Origin of the sequence: uncultured Ruminococcus sp. (assembly GCF_947301925.1) — a bacterium.
Classification (GTDB): Bacteria; Bacillota; Clostridia; order Oscillospirales; family Ruminococcaceae; genus Ruminococcus.
In genome coordinates, this window is record NZ_CAMYUE010000001.1 from 582,165 (window position 1) to 607,890 (window position 25,726).

The 25,726-nt window shown below is 50.6% G+C and carries 22 protein-coding genes and 1 riboswitch; of the genes, 15 read left to right on the top strand and 7 right to left on the bottom strand.

Annotated elements, in window-relative coordinates:
- Positions 1-32: 32 nt before the first annotated feature.
- The 3 genes from Q0Y65_RS02805 to Q0Y65_RS02815 form a co-directional block, all read right to left on the bottom strand.
- Positions 33-3,173 (bottom strand): GDSL-type esterase/lipase family protein, encoded by a 3,141-nt coding sequence (locus Q0Y65_RS02805; protein WP_297956640.1) that lies wholly within the window; start codon positions 3,171-3,173, stop codon positions 33-35.
- Between the two features lie 209 nt (positions 3,174-3,382).
- On the bottom strand, positions 3,383-3,541 hold the full coding sequence (locus Q0Y65_RS02810; RefSeq protein ID WP_297956642.1) for a hypothetical protein: 159 nt from the start codon (positions 3,539-3,541) through the stop codon (positions 3,383-3,385).
- A gap of 20 nt (positions 3,542-3,561) precedes the next feature.
- On the bottom strand, positions 3,562-3,714 hold the full coding sequence (locus Q0Y65_RS02815) for a hypothetical protein (RefSeq protein WP_297956644.1): 153 nt from the start codon (positions 3,712-3,714) through the stop codon (positions 3,562-3,564).
- Between the two features lie 130 nt (positions 3,715-3,844).
- Between Q0Y65_RS02815 and Q0Y65_RS02820 the strand changes: the two genes are divergently transcribed.
- Genes Q0Y65_RS02820 through Q0Y65_RS02835 form a run of 4 tightly spaced genes read left to right on the top strand, consistent with a single transcriptional unit; the run spans position 3,845 to position 5,910 of the window.
- Entirely contained in the window at positions 3,845-4,186 is a 342-nt protein-coding gene (locus Q0Y65_RS02820; RefSeq protein ID WP_297956647.1) for a helix-turn-helix transcriptional regulator, read from the top strand.
- 4 nt (positions 4,187-4,190) lie between these two features.
- Complete coding sequence (locus tag Q0Y65_RS02825; protein ID WP_297956650.1) at positions 4,191-4,418, top strand: helix-turn-helix domain-containing protein; 228 nt, start codon at positions 4,191-4,193, stop codon at positions 4,416-4,418.
- Positions 4,419-4,471: 53 nt separating this feature from the next.
- Entirely contained in the window at positions 4,472-5,155 is a 684-nt protein-coding gene (locus tag Q0Y65_RS02830; RefSeq protein WP_297956653.1) for a JAB domain-containing protein, read from the top strand.
- A 2-nt stretch (positions 5,156-5,157) separates the two neighbouring features.
- Entirely contained in the window at positions 5,158-5,910 is a 753-nt protein-coding gene (locus tag Q0Y65_RS02835) for a JAB domain-containing protein (protein ID WP_297956655.1), read from the top strand.
- A gap of 53 nt (positions 5,911-5,963) precedes the next feature.
- Here the strand turns inward: Q0Y65_RS02835 and Q0Y65_RS02840 are convergent, their stop codons facing one another.
- The 4 genes from Q0Y65_RS02840 to Q0Y65_RS02855 all read right to left on the bottom strand — a co-directional run bounded on the left by Q0Y65_RS02840 (position 5,964) and on the right by Q0Y65_RS02855 (position 10,358).
- Complete coding sequence (locus tag Q0Y65_RS02840) at positions 5,964-6,392, bottom strand: hypothetical protein (protein ID WP_297956658.1); 429 nt, start codon at positions 6,390-6,392, stop codon at positions 5,964-5,966.
- A 10-nt stretch (positions 6,393-6,402) separates the two neighbouring features.
- Positions 6,403-7,587: a methionine adenosyltransferase gene (gene metK, locus Q0Y65_RS02845; RefSeq protein WP_297956661.1), complete on the bottom strand. Its 1,185-nt coding sequence runs from the start codon at positions 7,585-7,587 to the stop codon at positions 6,403-6,405.
- A gap of 63 nt (positions 7,588-7,650) precedes the next feature.
- Positions 7,651-7,754, bottom strand: a riboswitch (SAM riboswitch).
- Between the two features lie 497 nt (positions 7,755-8,251).
- A complete protein-coding gene (locus Q0Y65_RS02850; RefSeq protein ID WP_297956664.1) occupies positions 8,252-9,694 on the bottom strand; it encodes a cell wall metabolism sensor histidine kinase WalK in 1,443 nt (480 codons plus the stop codon).
- Positions 9,681-10,358, bottom strand: a complete 678-nt coding sequence (locus Q0Y65_RS02855) for a response regulator transcription factor (protein WP_297956666.1) — start codon at positions 10,356-10,358, stop codon at positions 9,681-9,683. Before Q0Y65_RS02855 ends, Q0Y65_RS02850 begins: the two co-directional genes overlap by 14 nt.
- A 239-nt stretch (positions 10,359-10,597) precedes the next feature.
- Here Q0Y65_RS02855 and Q0Y65_RS02860 point away from each other — a divergent pair, with 239 nt between their 5' ends.
- From Q0Y65_RS02860 to ychF, 11 genes are all read left to right on the top strand, one after another.
- Positions 10,598-12,853, top strand: coding sequence for an EAL domain-containing protein (locus tag Q0Y65_RS02860; protein ID WP_297956669.1), 2,256 nt, complete (start codon positions 10,598-10,600; stop codon positions 12,851-12,853).
- Between the two features lie 45 nt (positions 12,854-12,898).
- Positions 12,899-13,981 carry a 6-phosphofructokinase gene (locus tag Q0Y65_RS02865; protein ID WP_297956672.1) on the top strand — a complete coding sequence of 361 codons (1,083 nt, stop codon included), beginning with the start codon at positions 12,899-12,901 and terminating at the stop codon, positions 13,979-13,981.
- A 247-nt stretch (positions 13,982-14,228) separates the two neighbouring features.
- Complete coding sequence (locus Q0Y65_RS02870; RefSeq protein ID WP_297956673.1) at positions 14,229-15,944, top strand: phospho-sugar mutase; 1,716 nt, start codon at positions 14,229-14,231, stop codon at positions 15,942-15,944.
- Positions 15,945-16,038: 94 nt separating this feature from the next.
- Positions 16,039-16,509, top strand: coding sequence for a pyridoxamine 5'-phosphate oxidase family protein (locus tag Q0Y65_RS02875; protein WP_297956676.1), 471 nt, complete (start codon positions 16,039-16,041; stop codon positions 16,507-16,509).
- 154 nt (positions 16,510-16,663) lie between these two features.
- Positions 16,664-16,867 (top strand): 50S ribosomal protein L31, encoded by a 204-nt coding sequence (gene rpmE, locus Q0Y65_RS02880; RefSeq protein WP_019678077.1) that lies wholly within the window; start codon positions 16,664-16,666, stop codon positions 16,865-16,867.
- 49 nt (positions 16,868-16,916) lie between these two features.
- On the top strand, positions 16,917-17,555 hold the full coding sequence (locus tag Q0Y65_RS02885; RefSeq protein WP_297956679.1) for a YigZ family protein: 639 nt from the start codon (positions 16,917-16,919) through the stop codon (positions 17,553-17,555).
- Positions 17,556-17,709: 154 nt separating this feature from the next.
- Entirely contained in the window at positions 17,710-18,705 is a 996-nt protein-coding gene (locus Q0Y65_RS02890; RefSeq protein ID WP_297956682.1) for a deoxyguanosinetriphosphate triphosphohydrolase, read from the top strand.
- Positions 18,706-18,714: 9 nt separating this feature from the next.
- On the top strand, positions 18,715-20,451 hold the full coding sequence (gene dnaG / locus Q0Y65_RS02895; RefSeq protein WP_297956685.1) for a DNA primase: 1,737 nt from the start codon (positions 18,715-18,717) through the stop codon (positions 20,449-20,451).
- Between the two features lie 4 nt (positions 20,452-20,455).
- Entirely contained in the window at positions 20,456-21,544 is a 1,089-nt protein-coding gene (rpoD, locus tag Q0Y65_RS02900; protein ID WP_297957063.1) for an RNA polymerase sigma factor RpoD, read from the top strand.
- A 192-nt stretch (positions 21,545-21,736) separates the two neighbouring features.
- The gene (locus tag Q0Y65_RS02905) at positions 21,737-24,475 is read left to right on the top strand and encodes a GGDEF domain-containing phosphodiesterase (protein ID WP_297956688.1); all 2,739 of its coding nucleotides are present in this window, start codon (positions 21,737-21,739) and stop codon (positions 24,473-24,475) included.
- A 62-nt stretch (positions 24,476-24,537) separates the two neighbouring features.
- The gene (gene ychF / locus Q0Y65_RS02910; protein ID WP_297956691.1) at positions 24,538-25,632 is read left to right on the top strand and encodes a redox-regulated ATPase YchF; all 1,095 of its coding nucleotides are present in this window, start codon (positions 24,538-24,540) and stop codon (positions 25,630-25,632) included.
- The last annotated feature ends 94 nt before the right edge of the window (positions 25,633-25,726 follow it).

The window sequence follows — 25,726 nt, forward strand, 5'->3', positions numbered from 1 at the left end:
TAGGTAGAGACGCTTAGAGGCACCCCTCATGATTATTTCAGATACTGAGCAAGTCCGCCTATATTCTGGCTCCTTACATCTCCTGCGATGAGACCTGCGATAATATTGGCCCCCTTTTCACAGAAATGAGTACCGTCTGTAGAGTCTGCAACAGCTCCCATAAGGTGATAGCTCTTTGCGGTATCATAGCCTACGGAATTATAGTGGTTGACCATAATCGTGTTCAGGTCGATACAGGGGATATTGTACTTCCTTGCAAGGCTGAAGCAGGCATTGCAGTAGTCGCCGTAGCTGTTGACAAATCGGCCGTTTTTCATGGAGCTCATATTAATGGAAGTAGTCACCAGTATCGGAGTAGCACCCTTTTCCTTTGCCGTTGTTATGAAGTGGGTCATGTACCATTCGTAGGAACCCGATGACGGATTGTCAACGTTTCCGCAGACAGGAGCGTACCTGTCCTGATTTTTCTGACCTGAGTCGTTTATAGCGAACTGTATCATAACGAAATCGCCGTCTTTGAGATTGTCGGCAATGGTCTGCCATCTGCCCTCATCGTAGAACTTCTTGGAGCTTCTTCCTGCCAGTGCATTGTTGATAACTGTCAGATCGTCGTTGAAATAGCTCTGGAGATAGTATCCCCAGCCCTGCTGCGGTGCATAGGAAGCACGGTAGCTCTGTGCTGTGGAGTCGCCTGCGATGTACAGCGTGCGCTTTCCGCTGCTGTACTGCTGCTCCTGTGAAGGATCGTATATCTCCGCATAGGGCTCGTCTGTGGGGAAAAGCTCGATATAATCGAGGTTGGGACCGCCCTCCGACATTGCAGACTGCATGAGTATGGTGTTCCTGCCCGCAACGAGAGGAAGAACTATGCCGAATTCGTTCCATATCTTCCAGTCGCCTGTTGAGGTAAAGGACTGCATCCAGCACTGATCTATATTGTTGTTGAGGAATATCTTCATCTTGCGGTCGTTCTGCGAGCCGTTGGCAAAACGGATATGTGTCATATAGTTGCCTGCCGCAGGAACGTCCACGGTAAATGTGATATTGCTGTCCGAGTTGTTGTTGAGGTTCACATAGCCGTCAGCTCTGGTATAACCTGAATTAACGGTCTCAACGATGCCGTCGTTCCACTGCTGGTCAGCGGCATAGTATCTGAGCAGCACCGTTGTAGTGGTAGTGGTGGTCTCCTCCGCGGTGGTAGTTGTCTCCGTTGCAGTAACAGGCACAGCGTACTCCTTGGGGGGGAGAGTCTCAAGATTGAGCAGACATCTCTGTATGAAAAGGGCGTCGTTTGAGGTAAGTCCTATAATGTCCCTGTCAACGTCGCCGTTGAGGGAGCCCTGTTCTGTCAGGTGCTTGGGATCGGAGCCGCTTTTTCCGTATTTGTTGGGATTTGCAAGGGACTGCATTATGAGAATCGCGTCCGCAAGCTCAACGGTACCGTCACAGTTTGTATCTCCGGGGAAGCGTACCAGCACAGGCTCCGCAGGCGGAGCTGTTGTTGTGGTGGTCGTGGTCAGGGTAGTTGTAGTTGCAGTAGTGGTGGTAACAGAGATATCGCTGACCTCTATCATCTCCCACTTCTGGCAGTTGTGTCCGTTTACCTCCCACTGCTGGATATTGGCGCCGTTATTGGTATAGGCGCTTGCCACCTCAACCGCACCTGCGTCCTTTGTTGCTCTTGTGAGTATGGTCACAGTGCCGTCGCCGTTATCCTGAAATTTGAAGAACTGGTCGCTATAGCCGTTCTTTTCGGCGACTACTATATTTGCACCGTTGTCCTTGCTGCCGTTGTCCACATAGAGGTACAGGTCGGCATTTGAGGGCTTTATGTAGAAGTAGTCTCCCGTAGCCTGAACGCATTTCCATGTGTTATGGGGCTGAGAGCCGCTTGCTCCCCACTGCTGAACGTTAGCGCCGCTTGATGTGCTGCCGTCAGCAACCTCCATGTACAGGCCGCTGTTGACGTTTTTAAACATATAGCTTACGTCTTTATCGGGGTGTATAGCAGGTCTTGCACCGATCTGAAGCTCCTGCTGCATGAGCTCGGCTATCTTCTGAGCGCCCTTCTTGCTCTGGTGGAGATCGTCGGGATCGCCGTCAGCCTTGATAGCATAGTAGGAAGCCATGCCGTCATAGCCCACAGAAAGGCCGAAGCTCTGCCACTTGTTGAACAGATCCACAACCTTTACGTTCTGCTCGCTGCCTATCTGGTCAAGCTTATCGCCGAACCAGCGCCCCTCAAGCAAGGGATTGCGGGTAAGGTCTCCTCGTCTGCCCTGCTGCTTTACGAGTATGACCTCCATGCCCTTGGCCTTGGTCTTCTTTACCATATCTGTAACAGTGGCGTAATACTCGTCCCTGTTTGAATAGTTGCCGTCGTTTATGCCTATGGAGATGATGTAATAGTCTCCTGCCTTGCCGTAGGTCTCGATGGGAGTGAACTGTCCCGCATCCACGAAGCCCTTTGCATACTGGCCGCTTGTGGCCATATTGCGCACCTCATAGCTTCCTGCCGGGAGCTGCGCCCCGAAGAACTGTCCCCAGCCGTGCTGGAAGGTATCTGCGCAGTTATAGTAATTGGCTACGGTGGAGTCGCCGCATATCCACACCGTGGGCGGCATATCGCCTGTCTCGTTGAGCTGCCTGATCTCAACGGCGGCAATGGACTGCTCACGCTTGCTCATGCCCTCAACAGCCTGTATATTCAGCTGTCCGTCGGTAACGGGTATCTTTATTGTCTCAGAGGCGCCGCTGCCTGTGAGGTTCATCATCTGCACCATGCCCTCAAGCTTTATGGTAGTTCTGGGAGCATTTCCCGCAGTGACCTTTATCTCGTAGAGGCCCCTGGGCAGATCGACGTTGAAGGTGTTGCCCGTATCGCCGCTGTTGAACTTTACCGCGTCGGCAAGAACTCCGCTTCCGCCGCCGCTTGAATTTTCCACGTTCCATGTCTGTGCGAAGCCGTAGCCTCTCCCCGCATTATATCCGTCCGATGCGGAGACTCCCGTATAGCCGCCTGCCGCGCCGCTGCCGCCGAAGTCGAAGCTCCAGTTAGTCTGTGCAGCTCTGGCAGTGACGGGTCTGAGCAGCTCTGCCGCGCCGAATCCTGTAAAGGACGAAAAGGACAGCGCAAGAGAGGTCAGTCCGCCAAGCAGTTTCCTGATCTTCATAAAACTCCTCCAATTCCGTACTGAGTACGCATAATTATCTATGATAATTATATCACTGTGAACAAATCAAGTCAAGCGCAGGCGTATGCAGTTTTGGATTTTCAGTATGATTTTTTGTATCATTTTAACAAGATTGCGGCTTGATTTTCTGTTGCATAAAATGCTATCTCATGAAGTTTTCCAATGAATGACATACCGTCCTCCTATACCTATTTACTCTTTTTCTTACTTTCTTTCCTTATTGTACCAATAAGTTTATCCGATCTTGTATCACGTCCGTTAGGATTTCTTATTGTTCCTGCGGGGAGTCCTTGCTTCTTTTCAAATGTTCCGACAGTACAATCACTTCGTGTTTTTCTGAATCCCATTTTATCACCTCCTGCTATACTTATGTTTGATTCGATTTATCTGTCAAGCTTTTTCTATATTCCCATCCTATTACAGCAACTATTGCATCATCAATCGGGCCTGATACAGGATCAGGCGAAATGAAATAGAGAATGACCAGAACCAGAATAATCAGTTTTTTTATTTCATTCATAAGATCACGCTCCTTCCTCAACACTCTAATGTGTTTTTTAATTATATTATAACACATATTCATGCAATAGTCAACACAAATTTGTGCTATATGTTACAATGTATGTAACACATATCAGGGAGTTGATCAAATGAACTACAGGAGGGTTCGCGACCTGCGCGAGGACGCTGACATGACGCAGAAGCAGGCTGCCGAGAAGCTTTTCCTTCATCTTACACAGTACAGGCGCTACGAGTGCGGCGAAAGCGAGATACCGCTCCATATCGCTATTAACATAGCTAAGCTCTACAACGTTTCCCTTGATTATATAGCAGGGCTCTCTGATGATAAAAAAGGACTTACCAGATCAACGCTGACAGATACTGAGACTACGCTGATAAACAGCTTTCGCCAGCTCGATCAAACCAAGAGAGGCAGAGTCCTCGAAAGAGTGGACGTTCTGCTGAACGGAGACAAGCAGGATCGTAGTTGATAATGTGTACTTTCAGCGGCTTAAAGATCTTCGCGAGGACATGGACCTTAGTCAGACCAGGATTGCACAGCTTCTTCATACCGGCCAGACGGTCCATTCACGGTATGAACGCGGCTTCCGTACCATTCCCGTTGAGCATATGCTTATTCTTGCCGATTTCTACGGAGTATCGGTGGACTATATCCTCGGACGCACAAACGTGAAGGAGACAAACAGGCCGCATAAGCATTGACATGACATGACAGACAGAATTATTTATTTTCCATTCAAAAAGGGGGGTTTTTAATGGAAAAGAAGCATTCTCACTCGGGACACCGCGGCAGACTGCGCAGACGCTTTCTCGAAGCGGGGCAGGACGGACTCTATGACCATGAGCTCCTTGAGCTTATGCTCTTTTACGCGCGTCCTGTGGTAAATACAAACAATATCGCACACAGCCTTATGGACAGCTTCGGCTCCCTCGGCAAGGCTCTTTCCGCAGACCGCCGCAGTCTCAGCGCCGTTAAGGGCGTAGGACAGAGCGGTTCGCTTTTTATCAGGCTGATGTACGACCTCGGCGTAAGCAATCTGCGCACTGCGCACGAAAGCGAACGTCTTTCCGACCGCAGCAGGCTTTGCGCCTGTCTTGCAGAGCAGTTCAAAGGAGCCTCCGCAAGGATATGCAATATCCTGTGTCTCAGCTCACGCTCGGAGCTTCTGAGCACAGTAACTCTCCCTATGGATAAGATACTTGACGGCGAAATGACCGCAAAGGAGCTTGCAGCGTCCGTACTGAAAAGCGGAGCCGCATCGGTATGTCTCGGCATAAGCCACGGAAGCGATCTTCCGCTGCCCTTGCCTGACGATCTTGCTCTGACAAGGCTTTTCGGTGAACTTCTCTCAGCTATAGGAGTCGGCTTTACGGACTGTATCATCTGCGGCGGCGGCAGTTCCTTCTCCATGCGTGGCAGCGGCGCCTTTGCTTTCTGAATATGGCTGCCAATGATATCATGCTGCTCAGGAAGCAGCTGACGGAAAAATACGAACGCGACGGATTTGACTCCCTTACAGAACAGGAGCGGCTGGAGCTTCTCCTGTCATACTCCTGCCACGGCGATGTATCTTCACTTGCTGCCGATCTGCTGAAGGAATACGGCAGCGTAAACGCCCTTGCTCAGGCAGACCCGCGGCTCCTTATGAAGGATATACGCATAAACGAGCAGACCGCCGTTCTGCTGAAGCTGATACCTGCCGTCAGCCGCGCTCTGTGCATGGAGCGCCGTTCAGTGCGCACCCTTTCTTCATCGGAAGCTGCAAAGAGTTTCTTCTCTGCTCATTTCACAGGAACAGCCGAGGAAAGGCTCATCATAACCTCGGTAAACAAGCGTTTCCGCGTAATGAGCACGAAGGTGCTGGCCTTCGGCACCTCGTCGGCGGCAACAGCTGCATACCGAGATATATGCGATTTTGCCGTAAAAAGCGACTGCGGCATATTCTTCATAGCTCACAATCACCCCCACGGCGACGCACTCCCCTCTGACAGTGATATACTTTTTACCCGCACAGCGGCAGCAGCTCTTTCGGGTATTGGCGCCGTACTTGCGGATCATATCATAGTCGGCAGCAGTTCCGCATTCTCCGTCCGGGTCAGCGGGCTTGTCCCCGAGCTGTCCGCGGAGCCTCTCAGGGGCTATCAGACAGACGCGGCAGCAAACGGAAATAAAACCCAAACACAAAAGCCATAGTATCTCCGTCACGGAAATACTATGGCTTTTTTTATACCCTTGCGGCGCTGATATCACAGCTTATCCGAATGGGTGGTACGTGTTCTGGTGAGTGTGAATTCTGTATGAGTTGCTTTACCTGCCGACGGATCGTTCTCATCGGGAGCCACGGAATGAATTGTCATCCTCACGTCGCTGAAGCTGTCCAGCACCCTTGACAGGCGGTAAACGGTCTCGCGGAGGATATCCGTGCGGTTAGCGGAATAGACCCGTCCCGCAGGAGACTGCGGATTTGTTTCAAAGAGTATATAGAGTATACTCAGTACCTCCTCGCAGTTTTTCGGCGGTTCAAGAACGCCGTTTATCATCTCGAACCTCATGAATATGGAGCCGTCCTCGGCAACGAATCCGGCAAGCTCCGAATCCGAAGCGTATCTGCTGAATATATCCAGCATCATCGCATTGGTAAATCTGAGCTCTATATAGTTTCCGTCCTCAGCCATATCCTTCTCCTTATGAAAGGGCAGCCTTCAGTGCCTCTGCTCTGTCAGTCTTTTCCCAGGCTACGCCAAGCTCTTCACGGCCCATATGTCCGTAAGCTGCAAGCTTTCTGTACTGGGGCTTTCTGAGGTCAAGCATCTCGATGATAGCTGTTGGACGAAGGTCGAATACCTTTGATACAGCCTCAGACAGCTTATCCTCAGCGACCTTGCCTGTGCCGAATGTATCAACAAGTATGGAGATGGGCTTTGCTACGCCGATAGCGTAAGAGAGCTGTACCTCGCACTTGTCTGCAAGACCTGCTGCAACGATGTTCTTAGCGATATAACGTGAAGCGTAAGCAGCACTTCTGTCCACCTTCGTGGGATCCTTGCCGCTGAATGCTCCGCCGCCGTGACGTGAGTATCCGCCGTATGTATCAACGATGATCTTGCGTCCTGTAAGACCGCTGTCGCCCTGGGGACCGCCTACAACGAAGCGTCCTGTGGGATTGATGAAGAACTTTGTGTTCTCGTCCATGAGCTCGGCAGGGATAACAGCCTTTATAACGTACTCCTCGATGTCCTTGCGGAGCTGTTCGAGAGATACGTCAGCGGAATGCTGTGAAGATACAACTACTGCGTCAACTCTTACGGGCTTTCCGTCGTCATACTCAACAGTTACCTGAGACTTTCCGTCGGGACGGAGATAACGGAGAGTGCCGTCCTTGCGGACCTCTGTAAGCTTCAGTGAGAGCTTGTGTGCAAGAGAGATAGGAAGGGGCATGAGCTCGGGAGTCTCGTTGCAGGCGAAACCGAACATGATACCCTGGTCTCCTGCGCCGTTGGAAAGGCCGTCAGACTCGTCGTTCTCCTCTCTGTATTCAAAGGCTTCGTTGACGCCCATAGCGATGTCGGGAGACTGCTCGTCGATAGAAGTGAGTACAGCGCAGGTGTGGCCGTCGAATCCGTACTTTGCCCTGTCATAGCCGATATCGATGATGACCTCACGGGCGATCTTCGGGATATCTATGTCAGCGGACGTTGTGATCTCGCCCATACAGAGCACCATACCTGTTGTAACGCAGGTCTCGCAGGCAACTCTGCCCAGCTTATCCTGCTCGAGTATGGCGTCAAGTACGGCATCCGAGATCTGGTCGCAGATCTTATCGGGATGTCCTTCGGTTACTGATTCTGATGTGAAAAAACATTTGCTCATTAAATATACCTCCTGAAAAATAAAAAGGGCTTCTCTCTCCGAGAAGCCTTCATAACGTAAAGTTCCTCATCTTCCGGATCATACCGCAGGATTTGGCACCTTCGGCTCATTTCGGCCGGGTTGCCGGGCTTCACAGGACCTGATTCCTCCACCACTCTTGATAAGGTTATGTTAGTATTATACACCATTGTCGGAAAAATGTCAATAGGATATTTCCCTAAGCTAACAAAAAATTTTTCCGCAAAACAAATGAGCCTCCTTTTCAGGAAGCTCATCTGCCATGATATAGGGATTATTGGGGATTTAAATAATTTAATGTTGGGGTAAACATTAAACTACCATGAAAATCAGCTTCGGGATCTTCTCCCTCAGCAATTATATTATAGCATATGTTTATGTATTTTTTGTGAAAAATCCAAACGAGCAGCACACAATATTTTCGACTGTAGCCACACATTTTTGTTGATTTATAACAACAAATCTGAAGTTCGTCCACCTATAATCTACTCTGAGTAAAATCGCAGCAACGAATTATCGCCTGTTATTGCATTTTGCGCTTTTACATAACCCTTTACAGGTTCAGAGGAACGGAAAAATATCAGTGAACGTGGTCACAGCAGTCACACCCGCGGGTACTTCTCTGCCGCCGATCCGACTGCTTTTATCATTTTTCCTTCACATCGTTTATCTTGAACCAGAATGTTGAGCCTTTTCCCAGTGTACTGCGAACACCGTAGTCATAATTATGCATTTTCAGCACTGCCTTTACGATAGAAAGTCCCAGACCTGTACCAACTACCTCACGCTTGTGATTCTCCGAGCGGTAATATTTGTCGAAGATAAGCTTTATCTTGTCCTCCTCGATACCGTCGCCCGTGTCCTCAACCTCTATAAGCACTCCGTCCGCGCAGTTTATCTGACGGACAAACACCTGCTTGTCATCGCCCGTGTAGTTTATGGCATTATTGATCAGATTGTATATTACCTGCTCTATTTTGACAACGTCGCAGCAGACAGTTCTCTCCTCGTCGGGAGTAAAGTGTATCTGATAGCCGTTCTTATCGGAAAGCCCCTTAAAGCGGCCGATTATCTCGCCCAGCTTGCCGCTTATGCCGAATTCCGAGGGAGTCAGCTTCTGCTTGCCGCTCTCCAGCTTTGAAAGATCCAGCATATCGTTGACAAGCAGCGCAAGGCGGTCTGTCTCGCTTATGATTATTTCAAGGTGCTCGTTGCGCTTCACGGGATTGTCTCCCGAGAGATCACGTATCATTTCCGCATAGGCTTTCAGCATGGTCAGCGGCGTTCTCAGGTCATGTGACACATTTGCAATAAGGTCTCTCTGCATGGTGTCAACCTTTGAGAGCTCATTTTCCGCGTATATAAGGGCGTCTGCAAGCTGCTTGGCCTCGAGGTAGCCCCTTCCGTCGAACTTCGTATTGAAATCGCCCTTGGCCAGCTGTTCCGCCGACTTGGTTATCCTGTCGATAGGCATGGCGATGCGCCTTGCAAGGTAAAGTGACAGTATGAACGCGAAAACAATAAGTATCAGCGTGATTATCATGAGCTGGCGCTTTATGATATCCACCGTGGAGCCCACAGGCACAAGAACGGAATTCAGCAGCAGGTAGCCGTCCACAGAATCGCCGCTCTCCAGGCGGCAGCCATATATGAGCATATCGTAACCGCTTCGCGGGTTCTTCACCTTCAGCCTTATTACGCCGCTGTCCGAGGCGTCGATCATCTCGCAAAGCGCTGCATTGCTGTTTCCCCTGTCGTGTATCATACAGTCGCCTATGACGTGCTTTTTCTTGGCAGGTCTGGCGTACTTGTCCAGCACCTGAACGCATACATCGTTCTCATAGCCGATCCTGTTCACTGTATCATAGAAATCTTCCTTGCTTGCACGGGAATAGGAGTCCGCGATACACTCCATGCTCTTTGCCGCAGATCTTATCCTCATGCGCTCATAGAAGTTCTGAAGGAAGAATATCTGGAAAAACCACAGCAGAGCGAATACGATGATGGTGAATATCATAAAATATATCCATACCGTAGCCTTCAGCGGGAGCCTGCTGTGGAAATGTCCGAAACGCTTAGTTTGCTTCAAACTTATACCCCATTCCTCTGAGTGTTACGATGAATTTGCGGTACTCACCGAGGCTGTTGCGGAGCATCTTTATATGTGTATCAACCGTTCTGTCGTCTCCGAAGAAATCATAGCCCCACACCTCTTCAAGGAGCTTGTCCCTTGAAAGGGCGATGTTCTTGTTCTTTACCAGATAGAACAGCAGGTCGTATTCCTTGGGTGTCATGGACGCCTTTTCACCGTTAACATAGACCTCGCGGCCTGCGATATCCACTTCAAGCCCCTCGAATGTGAACTTGTCCTGTGCAGCGGGAGCTGCCTGTGCGGTATTGCGCTTCAGTACCACCTTAACTCTCGCCATGAGCTCCTTGGGAGAAAAGGGCTTTACAACATAGTCGTCAACGCCTATCTCAAAGCCGAAGAGCTTATCGTACTCCTCGCCTCTTGCAGAGAGCATTATAACAGGTACGTTCTTTGTCTTGTGTATCTCCTTGCAGGCTGAATAACCGTCAAGGCGGGGCATCATTACGTCCATTATGATAAGGTCATAGTCATTGTCGTGGCAGAGATTCACAGCCTCCATGCCGTTCTCGGCCTCTGTTACCTCATATCCCTCGAACTCCGCATACTCGCGGACAACCTTTCTTATATTAATCTCATCGTCAACTATAAGGATGTGTGCCATATGATCTACCTCCGTTTTTATTCGGCATTATAAACATGATACTATTGAGCTGTCTGTCACCCATACTCCGTTTATATTATAACATTATATCAGGTAAAAGTGTACATTCCGTGAAATTTTCTTGTAATTTTCCGTCAATTTTATCAAATTTGTTAGCACACTTGAATTTCCGATTGACTTTTTAGGTCATTATTGCTATAATATATTTGGATATCTGTATATGAAGGGAGGCGGTCTCTATGAAACGCAGGTCTAACATAAAAAGGCACTTCAACCCACTTGCAGCAGCTCTCATCATAGTTGCCGCAAGCTCGCTGGTAATAGGATACTGTATAGCATATCCGCAGTACGCCAAGGACACTCTTGTCATCTATGTCTGCACCATGGTGTGCGCGACGCTGATCCTTGCCATCTCTACTTATATATATAAAAGCAAGAGAACTTCCATAGACGAGAAGGATATAACCAAGATCATCGAGGATCTGAATACCGAAATGATAATCTGGTCGGACAACTTCTCCTATGTATTCATAAACAAGAAGCTCCGCGATCTGCTGGGCATAACCGCAGACCGTTCGGACAAGAAGGAGGCCGTGTGGACAGCTTTCGGCATAAACTCCCCCGACGAGTCCGCCCTTATGAAGATAGCGGGCAGCAACTCCTACGAGTCCAGCTTCCGCAATCCCCAGGGCTCGCTGGTGTCCATTGCATGGAGCACCTCTCCCGTCAAGAAGTACCGCAAGCAGTCGGTATATCTCAGTACGGGCTTCAACCTCACCGAGCTGAAGAAAATGAGAGTAAACCTCGCAAGCGCCAACGACTTCTTCCACTCCTCCATGGAACTGGCGGAGATCGGTCTCATCATGAGCACCGACAGGAAGATATTCCGCGCCTCTCCCGAGCTCATGCGTATGCTGGGACTCAAGACCGGAACCATCAACATCAACGAGTTCCGCTCGCTGGTACACCCCAATGACAGGATACAGTTTGACGGAGCAGTCCGCAGCGAGGATCTTTCCGAGATAAAGAACATCGAGGTAAGGCTCCGCAGCGCCGACGGCTCATACCGCTGGTACTCCTACCGCTTTAAGTCCATTGCAGGCACGGGCAATACCCTTCCCCTGTTCGGAGGAGCCGTCATTGACGTTACTCAGGAGCACGAGAAGGATATCCTCATCGAGAGACTGGCTTATATCGACGAGGTCACCGATATCGCAAACCGCAACAAGCTGGTGGGAACCGGTCAGGAGATATACGACTCCTGCAAGGTGCTGAACTACTCCTTCTGGATGATAGTGCTTGATATAGACAGGTTCCATATCATAAACGATACCATCGGCTACAACAACGGAAACTATGTGCTGAAGAACTTCGCACATATCCTCTATAAATTCGTTACGCCCGGCGGTCTTGCCGCAAGAATAAGCGGCGATAACTTCGCCCTGCTGCTGAGAGACTACGGCGACGACGAGATGCCCACACGAACAGTAAAATCCATTCAGGATGAATTCTCCAAGCTGGCAGTGGACGAGCTGGCCTCCATAAACCTCTGCTGCTCCGCAGGCTATTCAAAGATGCCCGAGGACGGAAACTCCTTCCTCGATGTCATGGAGCACGCCGAGTTCGCCCTGAAATCCAGCGACGGCACTCAGGGAAGCGTATGCGGCTATGAGCCCAGTATGCACGACTCCATAATCGGCAATACGGAGCTTGAGAAGTCCCTTGCCCTTGCCATAGACAACAACGAGCTCCAGCTGTTCTATCAGCCCAAGATAAACCTTGCAACAGGCAGGATCATGGGCGTTGAAGCCCTTATACGCTGGATAAAGCCCGACGGCACCATAGTAAAGCCCGACGCCTTCGTACCTATAGCAGAGAGCTCGCACCTCATCGGCAGGATAAGCGAATTCGTGCTCAACGAGGGCTGCCGCCAGAACAAGCTCTGGCAGAAAATGGGCTATCCAAGCATAGTAATGTCCATAAACTTCGCCTCCTCCGACTTCTATCAGACAGACCTGAAGGACAAGGTATTCGAGGCGCTGGCAAGATCGGGACTGGATCCACAGTGGCTTGAGGTGGAGCTTACGGAAACTCTGGCTCTCAGCGATATAGACTTCGCCGTGGATCAGATGAACAAGCTCCGCGATCTGGGCGTAAAGCTGGCCATGGATGACTTCGGCACGGGATACTCCTCATTGAGCTATCTCCAGATACTCCCCATCACTCTGCTGAAGCTGGACCGCTCCTTCATCACCGATATCGAGCATGACAACATCGCATACGAGATCGTATCCGCTGTTATCCGTATCGCCAAGTCCAAGAAGATAGAGACCATCGCCGAAGGCATAGAGAACAACGTGCAGGAGTCCATACTCCGCATGGCAGGCTGTGACTACGCTCAGGGCTATCTCTACGGCAGGCCCATGCCTCCCGAGAAGATACAGGAATACTTCGACATGGACGAGAAGAGGGACTTTAACATCAAGAGAAAATAGCCTGTGAACCGTAAAAACCTCACAGGACAAACGGAGGTCATAATAATGAAAAGAAGAATAGGTATCCTTACAAGCGGCGGCGACTGCCCGGGACTCAACGCAACAATCAGAGGCGTTGCAAAGGCCTGTTATGAGCGCTTCGGAGAGGACAACGTGGAGATAGTCGGCATATCCAACGGATATTACGGACTTATCAACAATCTCTGCAAGGATATGTCCCCCACTTCGTTCTCGGGAATACTCACCCAGGGCGGCACTATATTCGGCACCAAGCGTCAGCCCTTCAAGATGATGCAGGTCATCGGCGAGGACAACATCGACAAGGTGAAGAATATGAAGGAGACCTACAAGAAGCAGAAGCTGGACTGCCTACTCACTCTCGGCGGCAACGGCACCCACAAGACCTCCAAGCTGCTCTCCGATGAGGGTCTGAACGTCATAGGTCTCCCCAAGACCATAGACAACGATATTTACGGCACGGACGTGACCTTCGGCTTCCACACCGCAGTGGATATCGCCACGGACGTCCTTGATCGTCTCCATACAACAGCCGCAAGCCATTCCCGTGTACTCCTCTGCGAGATCATGGGCAACAAGGCCGGCTGGCTCACCCTCAATGCAGGTATTGCAGGCGGAGCCGATGTTATAATCATACCCGAGATCCCTTACGATATCGACAAGATATGCGACGCCGTAATGGCAAGAAGCGCCAGCGGAAAGACCTTCTCCATAGTTGCGGTTGCCGAGGGCGCATTTGACGTCAACGAGGCAAAGATGAAGAAGAAGGAGCGTGCAAAGAAACGTGCCGAGGCAGGTATACTCACCGCCACAGGCCGCATAGCCGCACAGATACAGTCCAATACTGGACTTGAAGCAAGGGTATGCGTTCCCGGCCATATGCTCAGAGGCGGAGCTCCCAGCGCTTACGACCGCGTGCTCTCCACACAGTTCGGCGTACACGCAGCCTATCTCATCGCCAAGGAGCGCTACGGCAGAACAGTGGCAAAGATAGGCAACAAGATAACCTCCAACAAGCTGGAGGACATCGCAGGAAAGACCAAATTCGTGGACACTGACAATCATCTTGTCATTGCAGCCCGTGATATCGGCGTTTCCTTCGGAGATTAAAATGATCCCGAGCAGCCCCGTGAGGGGCTGCTTTTTGCGATATACAGTATACGCCAAGTATTATATATAATATAAAATACTAATATTAAAAATTGATATATTGCTGTCAATCTTACGGTTTTTCGCTGTACGCCGCCAATTGTGAACTTGTTAAATCATAATTTTTTTGATAGTTTTAAAAAAAGCTATTCCCAAAACCTGCTAAATGTGCTATAATAACTATATATCTGTTCAGGAGGTATTATTAATGTCAGAAATGGAACTTTATGACCTTTGGTGCGAGAATGCCAAAGAGGATCCCGACCTCAGAGCTGAGCTGGACGGGATCAGGGGAGACAACGAAGCAATAAACGACAGGTTCTACCGCGATCTGGAATTCGGTACAGGCGGTCTCAGAGGCGTCATCGGCGCAGGAACCAACAGAATGAATATATACACAGTAAGACGCGCTACACAGGGCTTTGCGGACTACCTCAACCAGGAGTACGATTCCCCCAGCGTGGCCATCTCATACGACAGCCGCATAAAGAGCGACGTTTTCTCAAAAGCTGCCGCAGAGGTTCTTGCAGCAAACGGCATAAAGGTACATATATACACCGAGCTCATGCCTACGCCCTGCCTTTCATGGGCAGTACGCGCTCTGAAGTGTCAGGGCGGTATCATGGTGACAGCAAGCCACAACCCCGCCAAGTATAACGGCTACAAGGTATACGGCGAGGACGGTTGCCAGATCACACTGAGAGGCGCCGAAATAATCCTTGAGAAGATCAATTCCCTTGATGTTTTCACCGGGGTTAAGCATTCCGACTTCGATACAGAGCTGAAAAACGGCAATATCTCATACATCGGCGAGGATATCATCGAGGACTTCTACAAGCACGTTCTTGCCGAGGGCATAAACACCGATCTCTGCGCTTCCAGCGGACTGAAGGTAGTTTATACTCCCCTTAACGGCACAGGCAACAAGCCCGTCCGCGAGATACTGAAACGTATCGGAATCACAGACGTTACAGTAGTAAAGGAACAGGAAAATCCCGACGGGAACTTCACCACCTGTCCATACCCGAACCCCGAGATCCGCGAGGCTCTTCAGGTAGGTCTCAGCTACTGCGACAAGGTACAGCCCGATCTTCTTCTGGCTACTGATCCCGACTGCGACCGTGTGGGTATAGCGGTTCCCGACGGAAACGGCGGCTACGCACTGTTCTCGGGCAACGAGGTGGGAGCTATGCTCCTTGAGTATATCTGCTCACAGCGCATAAAGAAGGGTACTATGCCCAAGGATCCCATCACCGTAAAGACAATCGTTACCACGGATATAGTTGATCTCATTGCCAAAGAATACGGTGTTGAGGTTATAAACGTACTCACAGGCTTCAAGTTCATCGGAGAGCAGATAGGCTTCCTTGAAGCAAAGGGCGAAGAAAAGCGCTATGTATTCGGCTTCGAGGAGAGCTACGGCTACCTCTCGGGCGGATATGTAAGAGACAAGGACGCAGTTGACGCTTCCATGCTGATATGCGAAATGGCCGCTTACTACCGCACACAGGGCATCACTCTCATGCAGGCAAGAGAGAATATGTACAAGAAGTACGGTATGTTCCTCCAGACACTCTACAGCTTCGAGTTTGAGGGCGAGAGCGGCATGAAGCACATGGAGGAGATCATGACAGGTCTCCGCGAGAACCACCCCACTGCTATCGGCGGACTGAAGGTTGAGCGCTTCGAGGACTACAAGGCAAGCACCTGCAAGAACATCGCTACAGGCGAGGTAAAGGAGCTTACACTTCCCAAGTCAAATGTGCTGGCATTCTATCTTGAGGGCGGCTGCAAGGCTATAGTCCGTCCTTCGGGTACAGAGCCAAAGATAAAGACATATATCACAGCCAAGGCTCCCACAAAGGCGGAGGCCGAGGTCATCGAGCAGAAGATCTACGCAGACTTCACTCAGAGCATGAAATAAGATCGTTTATAATTTATAATCAGGGGGGCGGACATATGTCTGCCCCCCCTTTTATTGTAAAAGACTTTAAATAGACCACTATAAGGAGAACGCAATGAATATCAGTGAGATAAAGTCACTTATCGACCGTTCCCTGTTCGCCTCACTGGGCTACACCGACTCGGAGGGCAGACAGAATATCCGCCGCGTGTTCTGCGTCTGGCACAAGGGCATAGGACAGCACCTTATATCCACTAATACAGGTTCCTCACACGTTCAGGAACTGCTGAAAAACAACACCGCCTGTCTGTACTTTTCCGACGATGAGAGCTTTGAAGCTGTATGTCTGTACGGTAAAGCAGAAGTCAGCCGCGAAAGAGCCCACAGGGAGCTTCTCTGGAACGAAGGCGACGAGAAGTACTACCCGAACGGCATAGACGATGAGGACTACTGCGTCATAGTCTTTACAGCGGAGAGCGGCAGGTATTACAGATTTGACGGCAAAGCCGATATTACCGCTGAGGATATGGCGGTCTGCGATACGGATGCAGAGTATGAAAACGGCTACTCAAAGACCCACGGCTGACCGTTAAAGTTAAAACATAAAAAAATATCTGTGTCCCCTTGACACACACGGCACAGTGTGATATAATTTATAACTGTAATGTATATTCGGCACTACTGTCTAAAGGAAATGATGGGCTGCACGATCTACAATTTATTGTAAAGAGGTGAAAATCGTGAAAGAGGGAATCCATCCTGAGTTCAAGAAGACCACAATTACCTGCCACTGCGGTAACGTGATCGAGACTATGTCTACAAAGGAAAACATCAAGGTTGAAATCTGCTCAAAGTGCCATCCTTTCTATACCGGAAAGCAGAAGCTTGTTGATACAGGCGGACGCGTTGACAGATTCAAGAAGCGTTTCAATATGGACAAGTAAGTCACAAGCCCCGTCATTGACGGGGCTTTTCGTACATAGGAAAGTATTTATGAACTATCTGACTATTTCACAGAATGCCAGTGCTTCGTTCATCGAAAAGCGCTCGGAATTCATAGGCTATATCGCTCCCGTAAAGACAAACGACGAGGCTGTAGCCTTTATCAGTTCCATAAAAGCAGAGCACCGCAAGGCAAAGCATAACGTTTACGCATATATACTCCGCGAGGACAATATTTCCCGTTATTCCGACGACGGAGAGCCCCAGGGAACTGCGGGAGTCCCGGTGCTGGACGTACTGAAGAAGCGCGGTCTCACCGATGTATGCGTAGTTGTCACCCGCTACTTCGGAGGTATACTCCTTGGAGGCGGCGGCCTTGTAAGAGCCTATTCCCATGCGGCCTCCCTTGCCTGCGACGCCGCACATATCATGGATATGTGCCTCTGTCACCGTCTGAAGATAACAGCGGATTACGGTATGTACGTGAAGATCTCCTATCTTCTGCCGGGCTTTGACACTATAACGGCGAATTCCGACTTCGGCAGCGACGTCACCCTTGAGATACTTGTGCTCTCGGAAAAACTCGAGGCTCTCACAAAGGAACTGACAGAGGCCACCAACGGCTCCGCGAAAATAGAGGACTGCGGAGAGCTGTACGAGGATTTTTCCTCTGTGAAAAAATTTTCATAAAATTATCACGTAAAAAAAAGGGTTTTTTGTCCCGTTTTTGTATAAGTATATAGAAGCGGTAATAAGAGGCAGCTGTGTACAGTGTACATTTTCGTCACTGTACACGCTTTTTCACTGCCTTTCCGCCTAATCAACTGAAGTCAGGAGGAGAAGTATGACAGTACGCGAACAGATCGAGATCAGTGAAAACGGTATTCTCGGAAAGTATGCCTGCACAAGCGTTGACGAGGTCGGCACAAAGCGCGAGCGCTATGAGGAAAAATGTCCCTACCGCACCGAGTTCCAGCGTGACCGCGACCGCATACTCCACTGCAACTCCTTCCGCAGACTCAAGCGCAAGACACAGGTATTCCTTTCACCTGTGGGAGACCACTACAGAACAAGACTGACCCATACCCTTGAGGTCGCTCAGATAGCGAGGACTATTTCCCGCGGAATGCGCCTCAACGAGGATCTCACCGAGGCTATCGCTCTCGGTCATGATCTTGGGCACTCTCCCTTCGGCCACTGCGGCGAGAAGACACTCAACGACATCTGCCCTCACGGCTTCAAGCACTACGAGCAGAGCGTGAGAGTGGTGGAGGTTCTGGAAAAGAAGGGCAAAGGCCTGAACCTGACATATGCGGTGCGAAACGGCATACTCTGTCATACCAACATGACAGCCGACACAAAGGAGGGCAATATCGTCCGCCTTGCCGATACCATCGCCTATATCAACCACGATATCGAGGACTCTATCCGCGCGGGGATACTCAGCAATGACGATCTCCCCCGTGACTGCGTAAGAACTCTTGGCAGGACCAAGACCCAGCGCATAACCACGCTTATCTCCTCCGTCATTGAGCACGGAGCTGTGGATATAGACTTTGCTCCCGAGATACGCAAGGCTCACGACGCCCTGAAGAGGTTCATGTTCGAGAAGGTCTACACCAATCCTGCGGCAAAGGCCGAGGAGGGCAAGGCCGAGCAGCTGGTGCGCAAGCTGTACTCCTACTTTATCGAGCATAGTAACAAGCTGCCGGAGGAATACCGCAGTATAATGAAGCAATCAGACGCAGACCGAGCTGTCTGCGATTACATATCGGGTATGAGCGACGAGTACGCCGTCGATCTCTACACCGAATTGTTCGTACCGAAATTCTGGAAGTGAGGAGATACAATGCCTCAGAACGACGAATTTCTCTATAATCTGCGAAACGCCAACCCTATCGAGACTGTCATGGGCGGATATGTGAACCTGATACGGCGCGGACGGAATTACGTCTGCTCCTGCCCCTTCCATTCCGAAAAGACCCCCTCCTGCACTATATTCACCGACACCCAGAGCTTCTACTGCTTCGGATGTGGCGCAGGCGGCGACGTCATAACCTTTACCATGAAGATGGAGAACCTGGATTTCTCCGAGGCTGTCAAGCTTCTTGCGCAGCGCTCGGGCATGGAGGTCCCCGAATACGGCAGGAAGGACAGCGGCTACGCAAAGCGCAAGACCCGTATCTACGAGATGAACCGCCTTGCCGCCAATTACTTCTACACAAACCTTATCAAAGGCGCCGACAAGACAGGGCTGCAATACTTCGCAAACCGTAAGCTGTCCCCTCAGACCATAAAGAAGTACGGTCTGGGCTATGCCTCGGATTCGTGGACGGATCTCACCGACCACCTCCGCTCAAAGGGCTACTCCGACGAGGAGATCATCGACGCATGGCTGGCTGGCAGCAAGAACGGACGCACATTCGATATGTTCCGCAAGAGAGTCATGTTCCCTATCGTTGACCTTCGCGGCAATATAATAGGCTTCGGCGGCCGGGTCCTTGACGACTCACAGCCGAAATACCTTAACACGGGAAAAACTCCCGTATTCGACAAGGGCTCAAATCTGTTCTCCATGAACTTCGCAAAGAACTCCAACGCCAAGCGGCTGATACTCTGCGAGGGTTATATGGACGTTATCGCCGTAAATCAGGCAGGATTCGAGAATGTGGTGGCAACTCTGGGAACCGCCATAACCCCCGATCAGGCAAGGCTCATAAGCCATTATGCCGAGGAGGTAATCGTTGCCTACGACAGCGACGGCGCAGGACAGAAGGCCACTCAGAAAGCTATCAATCACTTCGCGGACGTAGGTCTGCGCACAAGGATAATCCACATGGAGGGCGCCAAGGATCCCGACGAGTTCATAAAGAAGTTCGGAAGAGACCGCTTCCGTATGCTGCTTGACGGCTCCAACGACGCAAACGACTTCATGCTGGACAAGTGCGAGGACGGCCTTGATCTTTCCACCGATATCGGCCGTGTGGAGCTGCTGAAGCGCACCTCAAAGGTGCTGGCAGGCATAGAATCTCCTCTGGAAAGAGAGGTCTACATATCAAGAACGTCCAAGAAGTGCGATATACCCGTTCAGGTGCTGAAGGCTCACATAGACACCATGCTGAAAAAGAACAGCAGCAGCGCCAAGAAGAACGAATGGCGGAACATCAAGGCAAAAACCACTTATATACGCGACGATATCAACCCCGACGCAGTCAGCAACAAGAAGCAGGCACGCGCCGAGGAGACTATAATCAGCTACCTTCTCACCCGCCCCGGCGAATGGGAGGACGTTGAGAAGCTTGCGCCGCCAGAATGCTTCGTCACCGCCTTCAATAAGAAGGTCTACACGGCATTGCTGGAGCGCATGAAGAATTCCGACAGATTTACCATATCTATGCTGTCCGACGTATTTTCCACCGAGGAAATGGGAAGGATAAGCGGAATAGCAGCAAAAAAGCGCGAGGTGGCGGTGACGCTGGACGTTGTCGCCGACTGCGCAAAGGTGCTGAAAAGCAACAGACCCGCGGCTGACGGAGAACTGAGCAACGACGAGCTGCTGGAGCTCTTCCGTTCAAAAAACAAATAGGAGGATAAAAAATATGGAAAAGAAAAACACCATCGAAGCCCTTATGGAACAGGGCAAGACCAACGGCAAGCTCACCACAAAGGAGATCACCGACGCACTGGAGGAGCTTGATTTCGACGTTGATCAGATCAATACCTTCTATGACAACTGTGAAAACCTCAATATCGAGATCGTTGAGGACATGAACCTTGACGCCGACCTGAAGATAGGTCTCGATTCAAATATGACGGACGATCTGGAAATGGCTCTCTCCACCGAGGGTATCGCCATTGACGACCCCGTAAAGATCTACCTCAAGGAGATTGGCCGTGTGCCTCTTCTCACCACCGAGGAAGAGATCGAGCTGGCTCAGAGAATGGCCAAGGGCGATCCCTACGCAAAGAAGAGACTGTCTGAGGCTAACCTCCGTCTTGTCGTATCCATTGCAAAGAAGTATGTGGGCAGAGGTATGCAGTTCCTGGATCTTATTCAGGAGGGCAACCTGGGTCTTATCAAGGCTGTTGAGAAATTCGACTACACAAAGGGCTTCAAGTTCTCCACATACGCTACATGGTGGATCCGTCAGGCCATCACCCGCGCTATAGCAGATCAGGCAAGAACTATCCGTATCCCCGTACACATGGTGGAGACTATCACCAAGGTAAAGAAGGTATCAAGCCAGCTTCTTCACGAGAACGGTCACGACCCCAGCCCCGAGGAGATAGCGGACAAGCTGAATATGCCTGTGGACAAGGTACGCGAGATCATGCGTGTCGCTCAGGATCCCGTATCCCTTGAAACTCCTATCGGCGAGGAGGAGGACAGCCATCTCGGCGACTTTATACCCGACGACGACGCTCCCGCACCTGCTGAGGCAGCTTCACATACTCTCCTGAAGGAGCAGCTCAACGAGGTGCTCTCCACACTTACAGACCGTGAGGCAAAGGTGCTGAAGCTCCGCTTCGGTCTCGAGGACGGCAAGTCCCGCACCCTCGAGGAGGTTGGCCAGCGCTTCGATGTTACCCGTGAGCGTATCCGCCAGATAGAGGCAAAGGCACTGAGAAAGCTCCGTCACCCCAGCAGGAGCAAGAAGGTCAAGGACTTCCTCGACTGAGCATAATAAGATATTTCCGAAAGCCGCCAGAAATGGCGGCTTTTTATTGACAATCGCGCTCCGATGTAGTATAATAAAAATGTATAAATTGTACGTTATCACGGTCTCCTGCTGACCGTTAAAAACGCAGGTACGCAAAGGGAAACAAGCCGCAGCATATCCCGCGCGGCTCCCAAGGTATAAGGAGCGAGCATGAGTATATTTGATTTTAGCAAAACTCCTCCCGCGCTGAGCCATGACTGGCAGGTATTCCAGCAGTTTGTAGGCAATATAGGTGCGTTTACCTACATTGCAAAGGAAAAGGCCGCTTACCTCGATGCCGCAGCCTGTCATATGCTCGGTTGCCCGAGTGAAAAGATCAACGAATTCGAATTCTTCAACCTTCTCGAAAAGATCTCAAAATGTCCCGTGGAAGGTCAGAAGCATATATATAAATTCACCGACGGAAATACCTCGCGCTACATAAAGATGAACATATACGAGAGCAGCGACGAATGGCTGGGATTCGTACAGGACTTCACACGCCAGATAACCGATATCAACGACCGTCAGGCCTTTGTGGAGTACGATCCTGTCACAAGACTCCCCTCCTATCCCTCCTTCTCTCAGAAGATAAAGAATATCCTGCCCGAGACGCAGCACGCCTGCCTTGCTACCATTTACATAAACGGCATAGACAAGCTGGGCTCCTACCTCACTGTGGACAATACCAACAGCTGTATCACCTCCGTGGCCGAGGCGCTGAAGGGCTTCGCCAGCGATACGCTGATAATCGGCTCCAAGTCAAACTATGAGATATGCGTGTTCTTCCGCGACTGCGACAAGATGAGCATTTACAATATCCTCAACAGTATGGACGAGGCCGTACAGAACTGCATACTTACCGACGACTTCGGCGAGATAATAGATATTTCCGACAAGAGCCGCATCAGCCTTTCTATCGGCTGCGCTTCCTTCCCCGAGGAGGCCTCCGACTTCAATATGCTGGTGAACTATTCCGAGTTCGCACTATTTGAAGCCAGAACGGACAAGCGCTCTGTCATCAACTGGTTCTCGGAGGAGAACTATGTCCGCGAAAAGGACTCATACCGCAATGCGCAGACATTCTCCCGCATAGTGCAGGAAAACCTGCTTACCTACTACCTCCAGCCTATCGTGGAGACCCATACGGGCGAGATAGTGGCCTATGAGGCTCTTATGAGGACCGTCGGCGACATAAAAATGCCGCCGAAGCAGATACTCAAGATCGCGGACGCACAGAACGACCTCTACGCTGTCGAGAAACTCACATTCTTCAATACACTGAAGCTTCTCAGCGATAATCAGCAGATATTCGAGAACAGGAAGCTGTTCATAAACTGCCTGCCAAACCATCTTCTCAGCGACGAGGACTTCAATGAGCTGTACCTGACCTACGGCGAGCTCCTTGAAAAGACCGTAATTGAGATAGTGGAGGAGTCCGCTTCCTCTGCAAAGGGCATTGAAACGCTGAAAAAGCGCTGCGGCTTCGCAAGAGCCATGCTTGCCATCGACGACTACGGAACAGGCTATTCCAACAGCTCCAATCTGCTGCATTACTCCCCCGATTATATCAAGATCGACCGTTCCCTCATAAGCGATATCCACAACGACCTGAAAAAGCAGCAGCTTGTCACAGCGGTAATCGAGTTCTGCCACGACAATCAGCTGAAATCACTGGCCGAGGGCGTCGAGACCTTGCAGGAGCTCAAAACGGTGATACGCCTGGGCGTTGATCTGGTGCAGGGCTACTATACTTCAAAGCCCAAGCCCCTCTTCCTCAATAGCATTTCCGCTGATATCAAGGACGAGATAATCAAGACCAATCTGGAGACCCGTCCCGACGGCGTAAAGAAGATATACGCCGCTCAGAACGATACAGAGGTGGATCTGCTGAAGCTGGCTCTTGAAAAATACACCGACATACACGTTTATCAGAGCAAGCTCACCATTGTGGGCGATCCCGACAAGCCCGTGAAGATGAATATATCCGTCATGGACAACCACAGCTGTGAGCTCACACTGAAAAACGTCAATATGATAAGCGGCAACAGCAAGCCCACTATCTCCGTGGGCGAGTATGCAAGACTTGTCCTCAATGTGGTCAAGAACAACAAGCTTGGCTATTCGGGAATATACGTCCCCATGGGCTCGCAGTTCGAGCTGGGAGGCAAGGGCAATCTCACCATTGACTGCTACGCCTCTGAGGGCATCGGCATAGGAAACGACTACGACCACGGCTACGGTGATATCACCGTGGACTTCGGCGGAACTCTCGAAATAATCTCCAACAGCGTGGAATCCATGTGTATCGGCGGCGGATATAACGACGACGATTCGGAGATAAACCTCCGCTCCGGCAATGTGAAGATATATATGTACTCCCACAACGGCCTTGCAGTGGGCAGCTTCAACGGCGACGCCAACATAGATATCGGTGAGGACTGCTCAATGGATATCACCATTTCCGGAAACCGCGTTACAGGTATCGGAAGCTGCAAGGGCATAGCCACTATAAGCTCAGGTGCCGATATCACCATGTCATGCACCGGCGCTCAGGCTGTGGGTATCGGCGTCCTTGAGGACGGCGAGGGCAGTATCTACATCAGGCAGGGCAAGATCGATATGAAGATGCGCTCCGCCAAGCACTCCGCTATCGGCGCCATGAAGGGCAGCGTCAACACCAAGATAAGGGACGCAGTTATCACTATTGACTCCGAGGGCGACGATGTTACCGGTATCGGTGACGCAGCAGGCACGGGCAATGTGAATATCATCGATTCCGAGGTATCCCTTGTGCTCAACGCAGGCAATCCCAAGGACATCGGCACGGAAAGCGGCGACGTCCAGATACAGAATTCAAACGTAAGCTCGCTGGTAAACAACAAACGCACGACTTACGCAAGCAACTAAAAGCTTATTATCCCCGCCCTGTCAGGGCGGGGTAACATATGATATGAAAGGTAAGAATAAATATGAAACTTGGTATGGTAGGTCTGCCCAACGTGGGCAAAAGCACTCTTTTCAACGCTCTGACAAACGCAGGTGCGGAATCGGCCAATTATCCCTTCTGCACTATCGAAAAGAACGTTGGTATAGTATCCGTCCCCGACGAGAGACTGGACAAGCTGGCTGAAATGTATGAGCCTGACAAGTTCACTCCCGCTACCCTGGAATTCGTTGATATCGCCGGTCTGGTAAAGGGCGCTTCAAAGGGCGAGGGACTGGGAAACAAGTTCCTTGCGGATATCCGCGAGGTGGACGCTATCGTTCACGTTGTACGCTGCTTTGAAGACCCGAATATTATCCACGTTGACGGCAGTATCAATCCCCTCCGCGACATCGAGACCATTAATCTGGAGCTCATCTTCTCCGATATCGAAATGGTTGACAGACGTATCGACCGCGCAAAGAAGGCTGCAAAGGGCGATAAGAAATACCTTGCGGAGATAGATTTCCTCGAAAGACTGAAGACTCATCTTGAAAGCGGCAAGTCCGCAAGAGGCTTTGACTTCACAGAGGATGAGCGCGAGCTTATAAAGTCAACTCCCCTGCTCTCCGCAAAGCCCGTTATCTATGCGGCTAACCTCAGCGAGGAGGACTTCACGAACAATATCGACACAAACGAGAACTACAAGGCTGTCTGCAAGCTTGCAGAGGAGGAGCACTCCGCTGTACTGCCTATCTGCGCTCAGATAGAGGCAGAGATCTCCGATATGGGCGACGAGGACAAGGCTATGTTCCTCAGCGAGCTGGGTCTTGAGGTATCGGGACTCAACCGTATCATCAAGGAGGGCTATTCTCTCCTGGGTCTTATCTCCTACCTTACCGCAGGCAAGCAGGAGGTCCGCGCATGGACTATCACCAAGGGCACCAAGGCTCCCCAGGCAGCAGGTAAGATACACACGGACTTCGAGAAGGGCTTTATCCGTGCGGAGGTCATCTCCTACGACGACCTCATGGCCTGTGGAAGCATGGCTGCCGCCAAGGAAAAGGGTCTTGTACGCCTTGAGGGCAAGGAGTACGTTATGCAGGACGGAGATATAGTTCTGTTCAGATTTAATGTGTGATTTGAATTATTAGTGAACAGTGATAAGTTTCGGGCGGATAATATCCGCCCCTACTAACGGGACGCCGTCCCCTACAAATATAAACTGGAGGTCT